This window comes from Gluconobacter sp. P5H9_a, from assembly GCF_018812085.1.
Classification (GTDB): Bacteria; Pseudomonadota; Alphaproteobacteria; order Acetobacterales; family Acetobacteraceae; genus Gluconobacter.
Genome location: NZ_JACRVW010000001.1, coordinates 1 through 18,313 on the forward strand (window position 1 = coordinate 1; position 18,313 = coordinate 18,313).

Below are 18,313 nucleotides of genomic sequence, written 5' to 3' on the forward strand. Positions count from 1 at the left end.
CCGCCCCAGCCATTCCATCCACCCCAACCGGGCGTGCCCCAACCGACGAAACGCGGGCCACCCCATCCACCGCCCCAGCCACCATAGCCGGGACGGAAGCCCCAACCGGGGCCTCCACGATAGCCATAGCTACCGCCCGGACCACCTCGGAAACCACCCATACCGCCGCCGGGGCCACCGCGGAATCCACCTCCCGGGCCACCACCGTAACCGCCACCACCACGAAATCCGCCCATCCCACCACCGGGACCACCACGGCCTCCGCCTCCGCCATGGAAACCACCGCCGCCACCGCCCGGACCGCCGCCACGCTGCGCCATGGCCGAGAACGGCGCAGTGCCGATCAATGCAGCAAGAACCAAGGCTCCAGCAGATTTTTTCGTGATGTTCATGGCTTGTCTCCTTGGAAATAGCCGCTTTCAGCTTTCCATATCGTCAGAACTCTGGCCCCTGAAAAGGGCTCTTTCAGGGCATGAAACAAGTCGTTTCACGTGAAACACTTCTGTCACCGACGCCTGCGGCCACCCCGCGCTCCGATATGACCACCAAGGCGTTGCAGGGCATCCCGCAACTCGTCATCTTCAATTTCAGGAACATCAACCTGAACAGGCTTGGGCCTTGGCGGCTTGGGCCTCTCAAATGCTGTCATGTCCTGAACAATCTTCAGCCGAAGAATGAGATGCTCGCCCCTCAGACCACAGGCTGTATTGATCCGTTCAATGATCTGAGGTGCGAGATGCTGCAATTCCATGGCAATCGGCCCAGAACACGCCAGCGTCAGAGACCCTGCCGACAGCCGACGCGGCTCGGTCACACGAGACAGACGTGGGCCGATAAAATCTTCCCAATCGATGGAAAGCCGAACCAGAAGCGGAGACTTCTTCTTGAACGCCGGCTTGGTAATTCCCGGCACCAGAGCACCGATCTGCCGCGCTCCTCCCCGCTTGGGAATCCATGCGGGCTTTGGGTCCATTCCCGCTGCCCGACCACGAAGGTTCTTGTCCGGACCGTGATCCTTCGTCATATCCCTCTCCGTGACTCCTGATGCTTCCGACCTGCTCCGCTGGTACGACACTCACCGCCGCACCCTTCCCTGGCGCAGCCTCCCGGGGCAGCGGCCTAACCCCTATGCCGTCTGGCTGAGCGAAATCATGCTTCAGCAGACGACCGTAAAGGCTGTCATAGCCTATTACGAACGCTTTCTCACGCATTACCCGACCGTGCAGGATCTGGCCGCAGCCCTGCAGGAAGACGTTCTCTATCTTTGGGCCGGCCTCGGCTACTACGCCCGTGCCCGTAATCTCCACGCCTGCGCCAAACGCGTTGCAGAACTCGGGCAATTCCCGGACACAGTCGAAGACCTTCTGAAGCTTCCGGGCGTGGGCGCTTATACCGCACGCGCCATCGCCGCGATTGCCTTCGGCCGCCCCGTCGTACCGGTCGATGGGAATGTCGAGCGCGTGACATCACGCCTTTTCGCCATAGAAAACCCTCTCCCCGCCTCGCGCCCGCTTCTGGCCAAACAGGCAGCGCTCCTCAACCAGTCAGCAGAAGCACAGCAGCGCCCCTCAGACTTTGCCCAAGCCCTGTTTGATCTCGGCGCCACGGTTTGCACGCCCCGCAATCCGTCGTGCCTGACATGCCCATGGCGTCCATCCTGCCTTGGTCATACCAAAGGGATAGCATCCACACTTCCCCGCAAAGCACCCAAACAGGCACGCCCCACGCGTTACGGCGTGCACTTTGTCCTTCTGGATACAAACGGACAGGTCCTGATGAGAACCCGACCGGAAAAAGGTCTTCTCGGCGGAATGGACGAATTTCCGGGCACGGAATGGCGCGATGTACCCTGGACTGAAGCAGATGCCATGAACCATGCTCCCTCTCTGGGACCCTGGTCTCAGAGAGGGGAAGTTACACATGTCTTTACCCACTTCACACTTCGGCTCATGGTTTACGTAAAGACCCTCCCTGCGGGACATAATGCAGGGATCGACCCATCCTTCGGTGCGTTTCGATCAACGACGCGCGCAGCATTGCCGGGCGTCATGAAGAAATGCCTCGCCCTCGCAGCCACTGATATGGAGAAAATATGAGCCAGACTCTTCCCAAAACCCGGCTCTGGTTCATGGACTGGCATGGCCGCGTTCTGGATCATGATCCCATCAGTGACTATTTTTCTCCTACGCCGTTCCAGCCTGGCGTCTATCCCGGCATATCCGCAAAGATTGCCCTTCCCCTAAATCTTCCTTGCGACATCACTTTTGAAAAGCGCGTTTCGATGCCGCGGCCGTTGCCCGTATTTGAAGCTCTGGACGCTGGAAACGGTCTGATTATTTTTCAGGAGAAAGAACTTAAAACTTTCCTGATAAGTGCCCCTGTTCCCGGCACAGGCAGAATTGGCACAGACTCTACGAACCCTGGGGAATGGGAACGTTTCCTGCCCATGACGGAAGACGCCATGCGTGGCCTGTCCACTCTCCTGGTTTCTCAAGCCGCAAGCCTGATCGACGTGAAAACAGGCAAGGTTCTTTCCGCCATCAGGCCCGGCGAAGGCTTCCTGTGGGTGCTGGGAGACACGTCTATTCCCCTCACAGCCAACATCCAGAATATTGAACAGATCGGGAGGCTGCCAGCACGGCATGAAGCCGAAATCTCGTTTATTCGAAACGATGATCAGCCTCCTCTCCGGGTTCACGTCAGACGACCTGGCTGACACATCAGGACACGGATTTCACGATTGTCGTGAGGTTTTAGGATTTTGCAGACCTTTCAGGGCTGAACCTGCGTTGCTTTTCCTGAACACCCTTCAGGGAAAGCAGTGACAATGCCTCAGACTCCGTCCTCTGACCTCAAACATCTCCTCCCTTCCGAACTGGATACGGGAACAGTCGAAAAGGGCCAGATCACTTTCGGTAACTGGCGCGGAGACGCCGACGCCCCTGAAGCACAGCCCCCTCATGCGCTCCCCCCGTCCGAGCGGGTTGGGTTCGCCGTCATGGGACTGGGACGGCTGACTCTCGGAGAAATTCTTCCATCCTTCCTTCAGTGCCGCCTCGCCAAACCTGTAGCGCTTATTTCCGGTCGCAAGGAAAAGGCCAGATCCGCGGGACATGATTATGGCATCGGGGAAGAGTCACTTTTCACCTATGACGAAATCCACAAGCTGGCAGAGAGGCCCGATATTCAGGCCGTTTATGTCGTCACCCCCAACGCACTCCACGCTGGTCAGGTCGAAGCCCTCGCATCAGCAGGCAAACACGTCCTGTGCGAGAAGCCCATGGCCAACTCAAGCGAGGACGCCAGACGCATGATTGAAGCCTGCCATGCCGCAGGTGTGAAACTCATGATTGCCTATCGTTGCCATTATGAACCCTTCAACCAGCTTGTCAGAAAACTGGTTCAAAGCGGGGAACTCGGCCGCCCCAAACTCGTCGAAGCCATCAACACACAGATGCAGGGAGACGCCGATCAGTGGCGCCTCAAACCTGAACTGGCTGGCGGAGGAGCCCTTCCGGATATCGGCCTCTATTGCCTCAACGGCACGCGCGCGGTGCTCGGAGAAGAACCTGAGAGTCTGTTCGCGCAAATGGTCAGCCCCCCCGATGATCCACGCTACAGAAACCTGGATGAAACATTCTCTTTCATGCTCCGCTTCCCGTCAGGCGTCATTGCCAACTGCGCGACCAGCTATGGCGCACACGAAAGCAAAGACCTTCGTATCCAACTGGAAAAAGGATGGATCACTCTGGAAAACGCCTTCGCCTATACAGGCCACCGCCTGCGGATCGGACGACGCCAGGGCGACCATAAAGCCGTCAGCGAATGGCACATCCCGGCCGGAAACCAGTTTGCTCTGGAAATCGACCATTTTTCCGAATGCATTCTCAAGAACCAGACACCCCGGACGCCCGGTGAAGAAGGCCTGCGGGACCAGAAACTGATGGAAGCCCTCTATCAGTCCGCCAGAACGGGTCAGATGATCCATCTGCCTAAAGATGCGTTGTAAACTCACTCCCAACCACGCTCACACCTGGCATGAGATGGAACCCCTCGCCGCTCAGACAGTTAGGATATCTGCTATGTTCAAACTTTCTTCTGCCCTTTCCGTCCCGACAGCCCTGTGCCTTGCAGCATTTGGCCTTGCTGGCTGTGTCTCTGAACCGATGAGTCCGCAGGAACAGCAACTCGCTTCTGCAGGGTTTGTCAGACACCCAGCCAATTCCCCATCACGCCGGGCCGAACTTCAGCTCATGCCACAGCATGTCTTCCTGACCCGGACTACACCGGAAGGCCTGCGTTACATCTACGCAGACCGGGACATCTGTGACTGCGCTTATATCGGCACGCAGGAAGCCTTCGAGAAATATGCAGCCCAGCAGCCTCATGGCGTTCCCACACTCGGCAAAACTGCCCCAACGGCTGCAGAACAGACGCCCCTCAAGGCGGCCACTCACTGATCATGGCTCCTGAAGCGCGGAAAACATGATTTTCACCGTCGGACATTACCTTGCGGAACGTCTCACCCAGATTGGCCTGAAGCATCATTTCGCCGTAACGGGAGACTGCAATCTCGTCCTGCTGGATCAGCTTCTCGCGCACGGTGGCATGAAGCAGATTTATAGCTGCAATGAGCTGACTTGCAGCCTCTCAGCGGAGGGCTATGCCCGCGTCAACGGTGCAGCGGCCGCAGTCATCACCTTTGGCGCTGACGCCATTTCTGCCCTGAATGGCATTCGCGCAGCCTATGCCGAAAATCTGCCGGTTATTCTGATTTCAGGAACACCCAACACGCGTGACCCGAGGTCAGATCTTACCCCCCTCCGCCAGATCGGGATGGTCCGCCACATTACCGTAGCCGCAGAAATCATCACTTCGGCTGAAACGGCACCGGCACAGATCGATCACGTTATTCGAACAGCACTGCGTGAGAAAAAACCCGCATATCTGGAAATTGCCTGTCATATCGCAGACCAGCCGTGCGTAAGACCCAGTCCCGTTTCCTCACTTTGCTTCCATCCGGCGCCAGATTTGGAAAGCCTGAATGAAGCTGTGGATGAAAGTCTCTGCTTCCTCAAAAAACGGAATAGAATCGTCATTCTTGTCGGCAGCAAGCTTCCGGCAGTCGAGGCGCTTGAAAACACAATAGAACTCGCTGATAGCCTTGGGTGCAGTATTACGGTTGTAAGTGCTGGCAAAAGCCTCTTCCCTGCAGAGCATCCGGCTTTCCAGAGCATTTACTGGGACGAAATCAGCAATCCGGGGACAGAAAAGATCATTCATGAGGCGGATGGAATCATCACGCTCGCCCCAGTCTGGAATGATTATTCCTCCGTAGGCTGGCAGAACCTTATTCACGGCGAGAACGTTCTGGAGATCAACCCAGATCGTGTCACGGTCAATAATCGCACTTTCAACGGCTTCTGCCTTAAGGACTTCGTAAGGGAAATTACCCATCGCTCTCAGGGCAGGCCGGCCTCTTCAAAGGAGGACTATCAACCCTGGTTTTTTCCTTTAACGACCCCGATGACCAACGATGAAACAACACGTCAGAGCAACATACGCCGCAGATCTTTTCCAAGAGAGACTCAAGCCGAGGACGAAATGTCGTGGCAGCCGCAACCTCTAATGGCCACCACGTCCTCATAGTCGATCCGTACCGGAAGTCCTCTGGGTATAGCGTGCATCATTATTGCTCTCGCAATACTCTACGTCATCAAAACCGAAATTCACGCGACGGCTTATATAACCAGAACTACACGGGGCCCTTTGCCAAACCGGCAGAAGCCATCAGAACCGTCTGACCTACTCTGCATTGCTAATTAGCTGAGATAGGCGCGCTGCTTCCACACATTCACCCCATCACGGGAAAGCTGATCCGCCTTCCCTTCCCGAAATCACCACCAACAGACCGCTACAGATTTAGTCCGAGGGTAGAATCTTTATATCTTCGACCCCGCCGATAAAAACCTGCGTCTGATAATAAATGCTGCCAACGGTGCCATCTGCCTTGAGCCGTCCGACAGGGACTTTTTTGGCCAGACCTGAGGCCCGAACCCGACGGTGCATGAAATACTGCTCTGCCGTCTGGGACGTCCCCTGTAGCAGGTCGTTTGCCGTGCTCTCGTGAATGGCGATGATGAGCGTCGTTGGATCCCGATAATTATCGGCAGAATCCAGATAGACCATATTGTCCTGACGGCCGACGCGCTGGACAGTCATCTCAAATGTGCCAACAACACCCGTCGGGTCTGCCGCTGCCGCTGCAATAGCCGTTTTTGGCGTGTACACATCCGGTGAACATGCAGCCAGACTGACCCCCAAGGCGCCAAGAGCAATGGTCTTTTGAAAACGCGCTATCACTGTCCAGTCCCCATCATCAAGCACAGCCAAAATAACTGTATCTTTTCGTAACAGACACACAGACTAATCGCTTAAGCGACAAGACCAAGACCTTATCCCGCGAAATTTCCAAGAATTTTAACGCTGCGAAGCCTTCAGAGAAGACGTGCGAATTTCATGAACAAAAACGTCACACTCATGAAAACGAAGCAGACAAAACCGGCTTCGACAGTTCCCCACGCTCCCTGAGCCAGAAACATTCCCCCGGTATTCATTCCGAAGAAACCCGTCACGAACGTAGCGGGAAGCATCAATGTCGTTCCCACGGAAACGATATAGAGCCGTCGGTTGGTTTCTTCTGCCTGATTAGATCCCAGCTCGTCCTGCAATGACCGGGCACGATCCTGAAGCGCGATAAGATCGTCCAGAGCAGCGTGAACCTGACGTTCCGCACGATCCCGCAGTTCATCTTCCGCCCAGTCTGGGAGATCCAGATCTTCGTCTTTCAAAACGCGATCAATTGGCGTCACAACACGGCGCAACTCCGTCGCCCGACGCCGCACCTTGCCAACAATACCGCCCAGATGACCAAGATCAGAACGATGCTCGATCAGTAGAAGAGCATCTTCCGCACGATCCAGATCATCATCAAGCTGGCCAAGCTGGCGCCTGACTGTTCCCGTGAACTCGCGCAGAGCACGGTCAATGATTCCTGCAGGCGTCGGCGGAATATGGTCGGCTTTCAAAGACCGGTAAGCAGCGCCAAGAACCGGGATCGGATTACGCCGGGTTGTAATCAGGAGATCCGGCCGCATCGCAAAGCGCCATGCACAAATCTCCCTGTCATCTTCCGACAAGGCATCATCAAAAGCTGGCAGTGCGCCCCAGATCAGGTCATCTGCTGCTTCAAGCGCGATCCCGTATTCCGTTTCTGCCAGCATCCCGCACACGTCTTCAGGCAGATCTGGCAGATGTGCGACGAACGACCGTGCGGAGCTGTGGACCGTATCAAAGTGAAGCCAGAACCAGCCCTGAGACGTCAACTCATGGCCGGGCGTCAGAAGATCTTCAACCTCTTCCTGCCCCAGAGGTCGCAGGTCTTGTCCAGGCACAGCATGGACAGCCCATACCAGCCCATTCGCAAACGCAGGCTTCCCCGTCTCCTGATATGCAGGATCGATCACCGTGAAAGGAAAATTGTAGGTGGAGTTCTCTGACACGGCATCCTCCTGTTCTTCAGGGGGTATTCTGGACCTTCGTCGGCACTGAGCAACACGACAGAGGTGATCTGCCGTTCTCTGACATGGCCGCACAGCAGACGCAATATGCTCTTTATGGCAACTGTTACGCCGGCGGGGAGTTAACAGATTATTCCTGGAAGAGCCAGCTCTTCACCATCAAAGGAAATATCATCATGACTTTTCGCCTCAAAGCTTCCCTGCTTGCCACTGCTGTTCTGATGGCCGCTCCTGCAGTGTCCTCAACAGCATTCGCACAGGCCATCAGCAGCCCGAGTAACGACCAGACGCAAACGGCCAACACCGCAGCGCAGAAGGCCCAGAACTCTACCATCGATCAGCCGTCCAATCATCTGCCAACCAATCCCAACACGATTGAAGAGCAACCGGATCAGCCCGCGCCCAAGGCTCCTCATGCCATGTCGGACACCACCAAGCAGGGCAAGACAGAATATAAACACCATCTGAAGCGGACACATCAGCCGCACCTGACGGTAAAAACCAAGCCTGACACCACACAGCCGAACTGACACAGGTCAGGTGCGACGGAGCCACACTTTGCGTGGCTCCGCCAAATCTCTATACCTGCTGCCATCAAAGACGGGCAGTAAGGGCCAATCATGACCACGCAGGACTACAAGGTACACGACATCTCCCTGGCAGACTGGGGCCGTAAGGAAATTTCCATCGCTGAAGGCGAAATGCCCGGCCTGATGGCACTCCGCGAAGAGTACAAGGACTCCCAGCCTCTGAAGGGCGCCCGCATCGCTGGCTGCCTGCACATGACCATCCAAACCGCAGTTCTAATTGAGACACTGACGGCCCTTGGTGCCACGGTCCGCTGGTCGTCCTGCAACATCTTCTCCACGCAGGATCACGCCGCAGCGGCCATCGCCGCCGCTGGTATTCCGGTTTTCGCCTGGAAGGGCCTGACGGAAGAAGAATTCAACTGGTGCATTGAGCAGACCATCACGGGTCCGGACGGCTGGACGCCGAACATGATCCTTGATGACGGCGGTGACCTCACGGTCATGATGCACGACCAGTTCCCGGAACTCCTGAAGGACGTCCGCGGCCTGTCCGAAGAAACGACAACGGGTGTGCATCGCCTCTGGCAGATGGCCAAGGCTGGCACGCTGAAGGTTCCGGCCATCAACGTGAACGACAGCGTCACGAAGTCCAAGTTTGACAACCTGTATGGCTGCCGTGAGAGCCTGGTGGACGCGATCCGTCGCGGCACGGACGTCATGATGGCTGGCAAGGTTGCCGTCGTTGCCGGTTATGGCGACGTGGGCAAGGGTTCCGCTGCTTCCCTGCGCAACGCAGGCTGCCGCGTTCTCGTGACCGAAGTCGACCCGATCTGTGCCCTTCAGGCCGCCATGGAAGGCTATGAAGTCGTCACCATGGAAAACGCAGCTCCGCGCGGCGACATTTTCGTCACCTGCACGGGCAATGTGGACATCATTACGATCGACCACATGCGCGAAATGAAGGACCGTGCGATCGTCTGCAACATCGGTCACTTCGATAGCGAAATCCAGGTTGAAGCCCTGCGCAACTATCGCTGGAACAACATCAAGCCGCAGGTTGACGAAGTCGAGCTGGCCGAAGGCCGCCGCATCATCCTGCTCTCCGAAGGCCGTCTCGTGAACCTTGGCAACGCCACGGGTCACCCGTCCTTCGTGATGTCCGCTTCCTTCACCAACCAGACGCTGGCCCAGATCGAACTCTGGACCGCCAAGCCGGGCCAGTACGAGGTGAAGGTTTACACCCTGCCAAAGGCTCTGGACGAAAAGGTTGCTGCCCTGCACCTCGCAAAGGTTGGCGCCGAACTCTCCAAGATGTCCACGAAGCAGGCTGACTACATTGGCGTTCCGGTTGCCGGTCCGTTCAAGCACGAAGAATATCGTTACTGAGCGGAACAGGTGACACGGGGTAGGCGTTGTCTACCCCGACACTGTTTTTCAAACCGTCAGGAGAATTTCCTATGGGTCTTTTCAGCTCGATCATGTCCAAGATTTTCGGACATGCAGAAGCAGCCACGCCGACAACTTCCGGCACGGCTGATGCACAGGCTTCCGCTGGCGCTCCGGCTGCCGCAGCCCCAGCGACGCCTGCAACTCCAGCCGCACCAGTAGATGTGGATGCCGTTCTTTCGGATCTGGCATCCAAGGCTGGCCAGCCGCTGAACTACAAGACCTCGATTGTGGATCTTCTGAAGCTGCTCGGCCTCGACAGTTCCCTGGAATCACGCAAGCAGCTTGCAGGCGAACTGCACTACACGGGCAGCACGGACGACTCAGCAACGATGAACGTCTGGCTCATCAAGCAGGTCTATGCCGAGCTGGCCAAGAACGGTGGTAAAGTTCCTGAAGGCTGGGCTCACTAAGCCTTTCCAACAGGATCAGTTACGAAAAAGCCCGGATGTTCTCATCCGGGCTTTTTTATTTTTCACTGCGTAGAAAAAAGAATGGGCCGCGAAGGGGACAGTGTTAAGGCAGACGTCTCGATATCAGGCGCCCTCCCCTGACGCAGCTCTGCCAGAGACTGGTGGAAAACCCTGATCCTGACATCCCGTGAGCCATCTGCGTGACGCCAGCGTTCGAACGCCAGAACGGTATTCGGGGCCGTAGAATCCGGTTGATCGGGGAAAGACCAGTCGAGCCCGAACAGCGCCATCATGGCGGCCAGATTGGTATCGTGGCCAGCCAGAACAAGCACCTTTGTGGAAGGCGATATCCCGGGGATAGACAGAACCGGGCGATCAGACAAAAACGCACGAATACTTTCCGCCATCACCCCGTTTCTGGCGCGGGCATATTCGGGCAGACGCCTCAGAAGATGATTTTCTGCCTCATGCGCGGGCATAACAGCTTCCAGAACGTGCGGCGCATCTTTGTCAGCCACCTCGAAGTCAGCCAGAGACAAACCTTCTGCATAAGTCAGCAACAGACTTTCTGCGGCCATGCCTGCCGTTACGAAGCCACCCTGAAGATGTGGTGCTCCTTTTTTCCACTCATTCTTCGTTGCACCTAAAAAGCATTGCGGCGACGAATTACTCTCCGAGCATGCTTCCGGCGCCATGAGCGACTGAACGGCTTTCAGAGCGTTATGAGAGGCCGGTTCGGGCAATGTCTTCGTGGCGGCTGCAAATTCTTGCTCCAAAACTCCACGATCAATCTTGCCTGCCTGAGTGCCAAGCGCATTAAAAACCGGATCGACACCTGTCGTCGCCCAATGGGCCTTTATGGCGCATCCTGGGGCTATTTCTTTGGCCCAGACGTCCCCCGTCTGTCGCGTCCGATGATCAGCCGTATCAGCCCAGACAACAGTCTCCTGCTCCAGGATCTGACACGTCTCGGCGCCCTGAAACAGAGCGCTTGCGCTATAGTTTCTCTGAACAGCCTGCACCATCGCTGCCAACGCTGCGGCACCGTGCTGTGTCATTTCTCCAGGCGCTACAGACCATGTCTGCCAGGTATGACCCGTCCGATGCTGCATTTCCTGCGGCGAGAGCGTCGGACTGCGGATCCCGTGTCGGCCGAGAAAAACGACTTTTTCGAGAACGTCTGGCTGCGCCTGAGAGGCACAGCCCCCCAAGGCGAACAGAAGAGCAAGCGAAGACAGTCTCCGCATCATGGCATCGTTGCCGTCATGTTGAAGAACACGCTCCGGCCAGCAATACGCCAGAACAGTGGGGCATCTCCATAAGACTGATTACCCGCAAAGTCGCTGATGGCGCGGTTGTCGAACAGATTGGCAATCTTGATGCTTGGGGTCACATTACTGAAAAATGAGCCAATATGATGAATACGCCAGCCCATGGCGAGATCCGCCGTCACAGTGCTTCCAATTTTGTACTGATTTTTGAAGACCGTATTATCTGCATCATCAGTCGTGCTGTCCAAGCCCCAATGCGTTCCGGCATATTTTCCCATAATCGAGAAATAGGGCCCATGTTCACTCTCATAAAGCAGCCCGAAAGACGCCAAAGCGTTTGGGCTTTTGGCAACGCGAACATTGCTGTGCTTATATTTTGCGTCATTGACGCTGTAATTTCCATAAAGGGAAAAACCGTAACCAATGACATATTGCCCTTCGAGTTCAATTCCTCGGTAAACTGCACCACCGCTATTCACATATGTCGATGTCGTACCGATGTTGGGAACCTGAATCTGCGCAGAGGCAATATAATTCGAGAAATTGATGTAATATCCATCCAGAGAAAGCATCCAGTTGCGGCCATGATATACCGATCCAACCTGATAATTCATGGTGGTTTCAGGCTTTACGTTTCCAACTGAACTAACCTGAAAAACAGACAGTGGTGGCGCGAGAAAGCCGCGCGCAACCTGAGCATAAGCGCTCCAGTTCTTCATAATACGTTGATTAATCGCAATGGATGGCTGCCATGATCCATAGCTTTGCGTGTCTTTCAGCGGGAGCTTTGTCCCCTTATTAATGCCCGCGTCATAATCTCTTTTAAAAATGGAATATTTTACGCCCGGCTTAATTGTTGCCCCTGCCCACGGATGAAAATTCAGCTCCAGATAAGGTTGAATTGTCGTGTTCAGGTCTGAAATATCATAGCTATATGCTGAACCATTTTTACCAAGAACCGGAACGGAACTCTGGCTCAGATCAATGGCATACGTGTAGCGGCGATCTTTCTGAACATCAGCCCAAACCCCCAGAAGAATATAACCGTAAGACGTATGCCCCTTCAGACGAAGGGTATCGCCATATGTCCGGTAAGCTGCATCTGCGTATTTTCCAGGAATATCGTTTTTATAGGTCGCCACCTTTTTCCCGGCGGCATTATAAAATGTCACACCGTTTGCTGCGGTATCACCCTGACTTGCGTCTGTGCTTTCAGAATAATCATGCTCAAAGCCACTGGTGTAAATTTGATTTTCTAATGTGAGCCAGGGCAGTAGCTTTGTTTTAAGGGAAATATAATCAAAATCAGATGTATAAACGCTTGGCTGATAACCATAATAACACTGCTTCGACGGGTCATTGCATAACCCGTAGTTCTTTCCATATTTTTTATAATCGTCCAGCGTGGCGCCCTGGGTCGTGTACTGCCATTCCTTGTTATACGTCGTTTCAATCGTAAGCGTTGTTTCTGGCGCCAGATCGATAACATCCTTGAACATCAGGTTGCTGCGACGCTCAGAAGAATTGGTCAGATAACCATTGGTTTCCTCGTGCTGCATATCGATAAAAGCACGGCCCATTCTGGTTTTGCCTGTATCGAATTCAATACCACCTGCGCGAGTATTGAAACTACCGTACGTCCCGTAAAGCGTTGTTCCCATCCGCGCCGCTGGGTTTTTGGACGTAAATCCCATGGTTCCGCCGAACGTCGCATTTCCAATCGTTGACGCTGTGCCAGGACCACGATCAATCTGCGCCTCCCCCAAAAAGTGAGAGATAAATAGTGAGGACGTCGTATGGCCCATATCGGAAGCATTTCCGAAAGGAATGCCGTCGAATGTCATATTATATTGGCCATCCTGAAAACCACGCAAACTCATGGTTTCAGCTTTTCCCATTCCCGGACCATTCGGGTTCTGAGAAAATACGCTTGGCTGGAATTGAATAATGTCATCAACGCTTGCGAGCGGAATAATATTATTTGCCAAAAACCCCGACTGAATTTTTGATGTCGGTTGCGTAATGTCTAGCGAAACCGTTGCGGGAGCGATACGTTCGGCGTGCCCAAGAACTGTGAGCTTTTCCACCTTCGGCTTTTCTTTGGAAGCATCCTTTTCGGTGTCAGCCTGTTTGAGCTCTGCCGCGTTGATCGTTGACCCAAAAAATATCGCCGCAGCCATAACGCCTGTCTGCAGGACGATTTTTTTTCTGGTACTGATCATTGGAATTGCGCGCTCCCGTGGAATAGAGAACGCTCATTACTGTTACTACCCAGCGCTGAGAACAGCAATTACCATCATGCAATAGAAACTTCATATGAAATACCAAAATCTGTCATAAATATTATGAAATATTTTGATATTGGAATGTATCAGGGTAGCGGTCGCTTGTCCGCGATGGGGTCAATCTTTGGCTCCGTCAATGGGCCGGAGTCCACTACAACAACCAGATCTCCTGCGATCGGGGTCGCCTCCCGGTCCTTGGGCAGAAGTGCCCCAAAGCGTGGATCATAGCTTGTCGCCTGTTCGTAAAGCGCATCTATCAGACCATAGTGATCCATGAAGCGATTCATCGTCGCAGGAATTCGGATACACCCTTCAGACGCAGAGTGACCAAGTCTCCACTCGAGAAACTGTGGGTCCGTAGCGTGAATTTCCAGCCGAATCTGCCCGGTTTCATGTTTTGGAAGCCAGCCCTTCATTGCCGTCTGCCATCCCATATCCCAAACACGGGATCCTTTGGCACCAATCCCGCGGATACCATATTTGTTTTTTGTGCCTTCAGCGCGATAGCCCAAGCGGTCGGCTGAATTTTGGAACACACCTGTCGGAGTAATGTAATAGTATTTCCGGCCTGTTGTTCCTGTTGAAACTGGTGTCCCCCCCAAAGAAATCCACGGCTCGTCAGGCAGGGCCAAAACAAAATCCAAATGCTGAACGCGCTCATTCCGATCGACCACCATGATGAGCTGCGGGCGCGAAACAGGCTGGTTCGCTTTTGCAACCTCTGCCTGTGCCAAAGACACGAATGCCTCCCGACGGTCCTGCTTATATGTGGTGAATCCCTTCACCGTCTTCGCCATCATTTTTACAAGGCGTGCGGCTTCCTTATGAGCTTCCGTATTGCTGACAACAGGAAGAGGCGGAATCTGAACTGAAGGAACCACCGGCGTCGCATCTGTCACTGGATTATCAGCTGGCGGAGGAACAGATACATCTCCGTTTTCAGTCGGCGTAGCAGGGGTTGGATCGGCATGTGCGCAGGCCGTCAACAGAGGACCGCCACCGCATAATGCGGTTGTCACGACAAGAAGTCTGGCAGAGCGATACAATGTGGAAACAGGCCGCATGGACAGGATTACCCTCGGTTCATAATGGTTCAATGAACGCGGGGGATCGGCAGAACCGTCCAGCGTTCAACGGGAGACGCCACGCCTTAACGCGCCATCTCCCAAAAAAGTCACAGGTCGAGCAACAGGCGTCTTGGATCTTCAACAAGCTGCTTCACTCTAACAAGAAAACTGACCGCTTCCCGACCATCGACAATTCGGTGATCGTAGGAAAGTGCGACATACATCATCGGTCTAACAACAATCTGACCATCCCGCACAACGGGTCGATCCTGAATGGCATGCATCCCCAGAATACCCGATTGCGGAGTATTCAGAATCGGCGTGGACAGAAGTGAGCCGAAAATGCCTCCGTTCGTTATGGAAAACGTTCCAGAAGAAAGCTCATCAAGCTTGAGAGACCCAACTCTCGCACGCTTTCCATAGTCGGCAATGCGACGCTCCAATTCGGCGAAGCTCATCTGGTCGGCTTCATGCAGAACCGGGACAACAAGCCCCCGTTCCGTGCCAACAGCAATGCCTAGATTAACGAAATCGCGATAAACAATCTCATCGCCTTCGATCTGTGCATTAAGTGCCGGATAATCCTTCAACGCTCCAACAACAGCCCGGGCGAAAAATGACATAAAGCCCAACCGGGCACCGTCATGCTTTTTTTCAAACTCTTCACGATATTCTGCCCGCAAGGCTTTTGCCGCTGACATATCGATTTCATTGAACGTCGTGAGAATGGCAGCCGTATTCTGAGCCGCTTTCAGATTCCGTGCGATAGTCTGACGAAGGCGTGACATGGGAACACGACGCTCGCGACCATCATCTGCCCTTGGCGCTGAGGGAATTGGTGCTTTAGCCGGTGCCGCAACGGGTTCCGGCTTCAGAACAGCAGCAGGCACAGGTTCGGGGGCAGGCGTGGAAACAGGCTCAGGCTTTACTGCTTCGACAGGAGCAACGGGAGCGACAGCCGGTGCTTCAGCCGTTTCGTCCACTTCTCCCAGAAGACCCCCTATTTCCACCTCTGTGCCAACCGCGATGCAATTCTCAAGACGCCCGGCGGACGGGGCCGTCACCTCAACGCTGACCTTGTCTGTCTCAAGTTCGAGAATTGTTTCATCGTGCTGAACATAGTCGCCAGACTGCTTCAGCCACCGCGCGACGATTGCGGTCGTCAGGCTTTCCCCTAGCGCCGGTACCCGGATTTCGACCGCCATCGTCACTCCTTACTTGCACAAACATCCCGATCAAGGGATGGATCTCTATAAAATTCCCGTTCCGTCGGACATACGACAGGATCACAAAAACAGGATAGTGCATCTTGCGGTCAAACGGGAGCCAGGAACTATCCCTATGCCGGGACTTTGAAAAGAAGAGCAAAGGACACCGTCATGCCCCTTCCCTCGGATTATCCCGAATTTCTTGCATCCGATCATCTTTCTGGAAGGACGCGCGACATTCTCGTCACGCGCCTTGAGGACGACCTGTTACAGGCGCCACGCGTCCTTTCCCCAAAAGCCTTTGCGGTTCTTGAGGCCCTCCTGCCGGTCTTGCTTCCTCAGGAAGATATTCTGGGAAACAGTCCCCTTAATCTGGCGGCTCGCGTAGATGCCGCACTTGCCGGACCACGCGACGGCTGGCGGTTTGCAGAACTCCCTTCGGACGTCACGGCGTGGGAGCAGGCATTACTGACTCTGGATGATCTCGCCCAAGCTCAGCACAATATGCCGTTCCCGGCGCTTAATACTTCAGCGATTGGTCAGACGCTCGATGACCTCGCGGAAGGACGCCACGGTCTAGACGCGATTAACCGCCTGACGCCTGAGCAGATGCAAAAATGGTCATTCGATCTCCGAGCAGACGCAATTGAATGCTTCCTTGCCGATGCTCGTGTTCAGGATGCACTGGGAATTTCCGCCAATCTCAACGGTGGGGATGGTGTGTTCCAAGGGTTCCAGACTGTTGATGCAAATAAGCGGGAATCCTTCGAACCCTCACCCAAAATCCCTTCAGCCAAGCCGTGAGACAAGACCCTTCCATGAAGACCTATGCCGAAACAGAGATTCTGGACGTCATTGTCATTGGCAGTGGCGCAGGCGGCGCTCCTCTTGCCGCTCGTCTGGCCGAAGCCGGAAAAAGTGTCCTGGTCCTAGAAGCTGGCCCGAGCTTTTTACCCTCCCGTTATACATCAGACGAGATTGAAGCGCGCGAAATCTACTGGCTGCATGAACGTCTGTCTGGTGGCCGCAATCCTCAACCTTTCGGTGGAAATAACAGTGGCACTGGCGTGGGCGGCTCCCTGCTACATTACGGCGCTTTTCTACCCCGTCCTCATGCTGGCGATTTTCGGCTTCATACTGAAACCGGCCGCAGTGTGGATTGGCCCTTTTCTTATGAAGAACTTCTCCCCTACATCGAAGAGGTTGAAGCCTTCATTGGTGTCTCGGGGCCATCAAACTATCCATGGGATCCTGCCCGGCGTTATGCCTACGCCCCTCCACCAGCCAATCCGGCTGCAATGAAAATGCGGGAAGCCTGCGACGCCGTTGGTATTCGTCATGCTGATGGACCAACGGCTCTCATTACGCGCGATTTCAACCAGCCTCATTTTGGAACTCGTAAAGCGTGTGCAAATTGCGGCGCATGTCATCAGGGCTGCCGCAACGGGGCCAAGTCAGGCGCAGACAATACGTGGCTTCCGCTTGCTGTCGCGCATGGTGCTGAAATTCGCTCTGGATGCCACGTCCATACAATCGAGACGAACCAAGCTGGACGCGTCACCGGCGTCGTCTATACCCGAAACGGTGAAAACGTCCGCCAACGCTGTGAGCGCCTTGTTCTGTCTGCTGGTGCTGTCGAAACGGCAAGACTGCTGCTTCACAACGAACTGGCAAACAGCTCCGGACAGGTCGGTGAAAACTACATGACCCATATCTCGACGCAGATCTGGGGAGAAATTGATGAGGAAGTACGCCCGAACCGGGGTTATCCGTCCCTCACAATCACAGAAGACATGATGCGCCCCAAAGATGCCGATTTTGCGGGGGGCTATCTGATTCAGTCCCTCGGAATGATGCCGATCACCTGGGCCTCCAACATTGCACGCGGGTCAAAGCGTCGTGGAGCAGATCTCGTAAGAACATTGGCCGGGTACAACCGCAGTATCGGCATGGGGATTCATGGTGACTGCATGCCCAGCCCTGAAAACCGGGTTGTTCTGTCAGACGAAAAGGATGCCCTGGGTCTGCCAAAGCCACTCATTACCCACAGCTACGGCCCAAACGAACTGGCAATGCACGCTCATGCATCGCGTCTGTTAACGCGCATGTGGCAAGCCATCGGAGCCAAGGATCTACGTCTTCTTGATCGGGCAGCCCATATGATGGGAACGGCACGGATGGGGACGGAGTCTGGTTCAGCCGTCGTTACCCCATACGGCCAGAGTTTTGATATCGACAACCTCTGGATCAGCGATCATTCAACCTTTCCCAGTGCGACGGCCGCCAATCCGGCCCTGACCATTATGGCCCTGTCTTTGCGCACCGCAGATGCCATGTTGAAAAACTGATTTATATCAAAGTGACACCCCGAAGCGCACGAGGCTTGACACCCCTTTATGCGCTCCGGTAATTCGAGCGTGACTTCTTGGTGGCTATCAGCTGCCCGGTCTCCTTTCCTAACCGGATGATGCCCGTTTGCGATGCCCGGCCCTTTATGGGTGTCAGACATCCCG

The 18,313-nt window shown here is 54.8% G+C and carries 17 protein-coding genes and 1 pseudogene; 10 read left to right on the forward strand and 8 right to left on the reverse strand.

Going from position 1 to position 18,313, the window contains the following annotated elements:
• Together KP708_RS15910 and KP708_RS00010 are read right to left on the reverse strand one after the other, a co-directional pair.
• Positions 1–392, reverse strand: a pseudogene (locus KP708_RS15910) (hypothetical protein); the annotation flags it as partial.
• Positions 393–505: 113 nt separating this feature from the next.
• Positions 506–1,024, reverse strand: a complete 519-nt coding sequence (locus KP708_RS00010) for a DciA family protein (protein WP_215749556.1) — start codon at positions 1,022–1,024, stop codon at positions 506–508.
• 10 nt (positions 1,025–1,034) lie between these two features.
• On the opposite strand from KP708_RS00010, the gene mutY reads away from it, so the two are divergent.
• The 5 genes from mutY to KP708_RS00035 all read left to right on the forward strand — a co-directional run bounded on the left by mutY (position 1,035) and on the right by KP708_RS00035 (position 5,649).
• The gene (mutY, locus tag KP708_RS00015) at positions 1,035–2,096 is read left to right on the forward strand and encodes an A/G-specific adenine glycosylase (protein WP_215749558.1); all 1,062 of its coding nucleotides are present in this window, start codon (positions 1,035–1,037) and stop codon (positions 2,094–2,096) included.
• Positions 2,093–2,716, forward strand: a complete 624-nt coding sequence (locus KP708_RS00020) for a hypothetical protein (protein WP_215749560.1) — start codon at positions 2,093–2,095, stop codon at positions 2,714–2,716. The genes mutY and KP708_RS00020 overlap by 4 nt, the downstream gene beginning before the upstream one ends.
• 111 nt (positions 2,717–2,827) lie before the next feature.
• Complete coding sequence (locus KP708_RS00025; RefSeq protein ID WP_215749562.1) at positions 2,828–4,009, forward strand: Gfo/Idh/MocA family protein; 1,182 nt, start codon at positions 2,828–2,830, stop codon at positions 4,007–4,009.
• Positions 4,010–4,082: 73 nt separating this feature from the next.
• Positions 4,083–4,460: a hypothetical protein gene (locus KP708_RS00030; protein WP_215749564.1), complete on the forward strand. Its 378-nt coding sequence runs from the start codon at positions 4,083–4,085 to the stop codon at positions 4,458–4,460.
• A gap of 25 nt (positions 4,461–4,485) precedes the next feature.
• A complete protein-coding gene (locus tag KP708_RS00035) occupies positions 4,486–5,649 on the forward strand; it encodes a thiamine pyrophosphate-binding protein (protein ID WP_215749566.1) in 1,164 nt (387 codons plus the stop codon).
• A gap of 273 nt (positions 5,650–5,922) precedes the next feature.
• Here the strand turns inward: KP708_RS00035 and KP708_RS00040 are convergent, their stop codons facing one another.
• Together KP708_RS00040 and KP708_RS00045 are read right to left on the reverse strand one after the other, a co-directional pair.
• Positions 5,923–6,393, reverse strand: a complete 471-nt coding sequence (locus tag KP708_RS00040; protein ID WP_215750133.1) for a hypothetical protein — start codon at positions 6,391–6,393, stop codon at positions 5,923–5,925.
• A 104-nt stretch (positions 6,394–6,497) separates the two neighbouring features.
• The gene (locus KP708_RS00045; protein ID WP_046900389.1) at positions 6,498–7,562 is read right to left on the reverse strand and encodes a transporter; all 1,065 of its coding nucleotides are present in this window, start codon (positions 7,560–7,562) and stop codon (positions 6,498–6,500) included.
• A gap of 194 nt (positions 7,563–7,756) precedes the next feature.
• Here KP708_RS00045 and KP708_RS00050 point away from each other — a divergent pair, with 194 nt between their 5' ends.
• The 3 genes from KP708_RS00050 (at position 7,757) to KP708_RS00060 (ending at position 9,969) form a co-directional block, all read left to right on the forward strand.
• A complete protein-coding gene (locus KP708_RS00050; protein WP_202206856.1) occupies positions 7,757–8,110 on the forward strand; it encodes a hypothetical protein in 354 nt (117 codons plus the stop codon).
• Between the two features lie 90 nt (positions 8,111–8,200).
• Positions 8,201–9,496, forward strand: coding sequence for an adenosylhomocysteinase (gene ahcY / locus KP708_RS00055; RefSeq protein ID WP_086634722.1), 1,296 nt, complete (start codon positions 8,201–8,203; stop codon positions 9,494–9,496).
• A 71-nt stretch (positions 9,497–9,567) separates the two neighbouring features.
• Positions 9,568–9,969 carry a DUF3597 domain-containing protein gene (locus KP708_RS00060; protein WP_086634721.1) on the forward strand — a complete coding sequence of 134 codons (402 nt, stop codon included), beginning with the start codon at positions 9,568–9,570 and terminating at the stop codon, positions 9,967–9,969.
• Between the two features lie 62 nt (positions 9,970–10,031).
• On the opposite strand, the gene KP708_RS00065 is transcribed toward KP708_RS00060, so the two are convergent.
• From KP708_RS00065 to sucB, 4 genes are all read right to left on the reverse strand, one after another.
• Positions 10,032–11,219: a phosphoanhydride phosphohydrolase gene (locus tag KP708_RS00065; protein WP_215749568.1), complete on the reverse strand. Its 1,188-nt coding sequence runs from the start codon at positions 11,217–11,219 to the stop codon at positions 10,032–10,034.
• Positions 11,216–13,462 carry a TonB-dependent receptor gene (locus tag KP708_RS00070; RefSeq protein ID WP_215749570.1) on the reverse strand — a complete coding sequence of 749 codons (2,247 nt, stop codon included), beginning with the start codon at positions 13,460–13,462 and terminating at the stop codon, positions 11,216–11,218. The genes KP708_RS00065 and KP708_RS00070 overlap by 4 nt, the downstream gene beginning before the upstream one ends.
• 149 nt (positions 13,463–13,611) lie before the next feature.
• On the reverse strand, positions 13,612–14,589 hold the full coding sequence (locus KP708_RS00075; RefSeq protein WP_215749572.1) for a L,D-transpeptidase: 978 nt from the start codon (positions 14,587–14,589) through the stop codon (positions 13,612–13,614).
• Between the two features lie 110 nt (positions 14,590–14,699).
• Positions 14,700–15,797 (reverse strand): dihydrolipoyllysine-residue succinyltransferase, encoded by a 1,098-nt coding sequence (gene sucB / locus KP708_RS00080; protein ID WP_215749574.1) that lies wholly within the window; start codon positions 15,795–15,797, stop codon positions 14,700–14,702.
• A 174-nt stretch (positions 15,798–15,971) separates the two neighbouring features.
• On the opposite strand from sucB, the gene KP708_RS00085 reads away from it, so the two are divergent.
• Together KP708_RS00085 and KP708_RS00090 are read left to right on the forward strand one after the other, a co-directional pair.
• Positions 15,972–16,604, forward strand: a complete 633-nt coding sequence (locus KP708_RS00085; RefSeq protein WP_252347314.1) for a gluconate 2-dehydrogenase subunit 3 family protein — start codon at positions 15,972–15,974, stop codon at positions 16,602–16,604.
• A 14-nt stretch (positions 16,605–16,618) separates the two neighbouring features.
• Positions 16,619–18,148, forward strand: coding sequence for a GMC family oxidoreductase (locus tag KP708_RS00090; RefSeq protein ID WP_215749578.1), 1,530 nt, complete (start codon positions 16,619–16,621; stop codon positions 18,146–18,148).
• Positions 18,149–18,313: the final 165 nt, after the last annotated feature.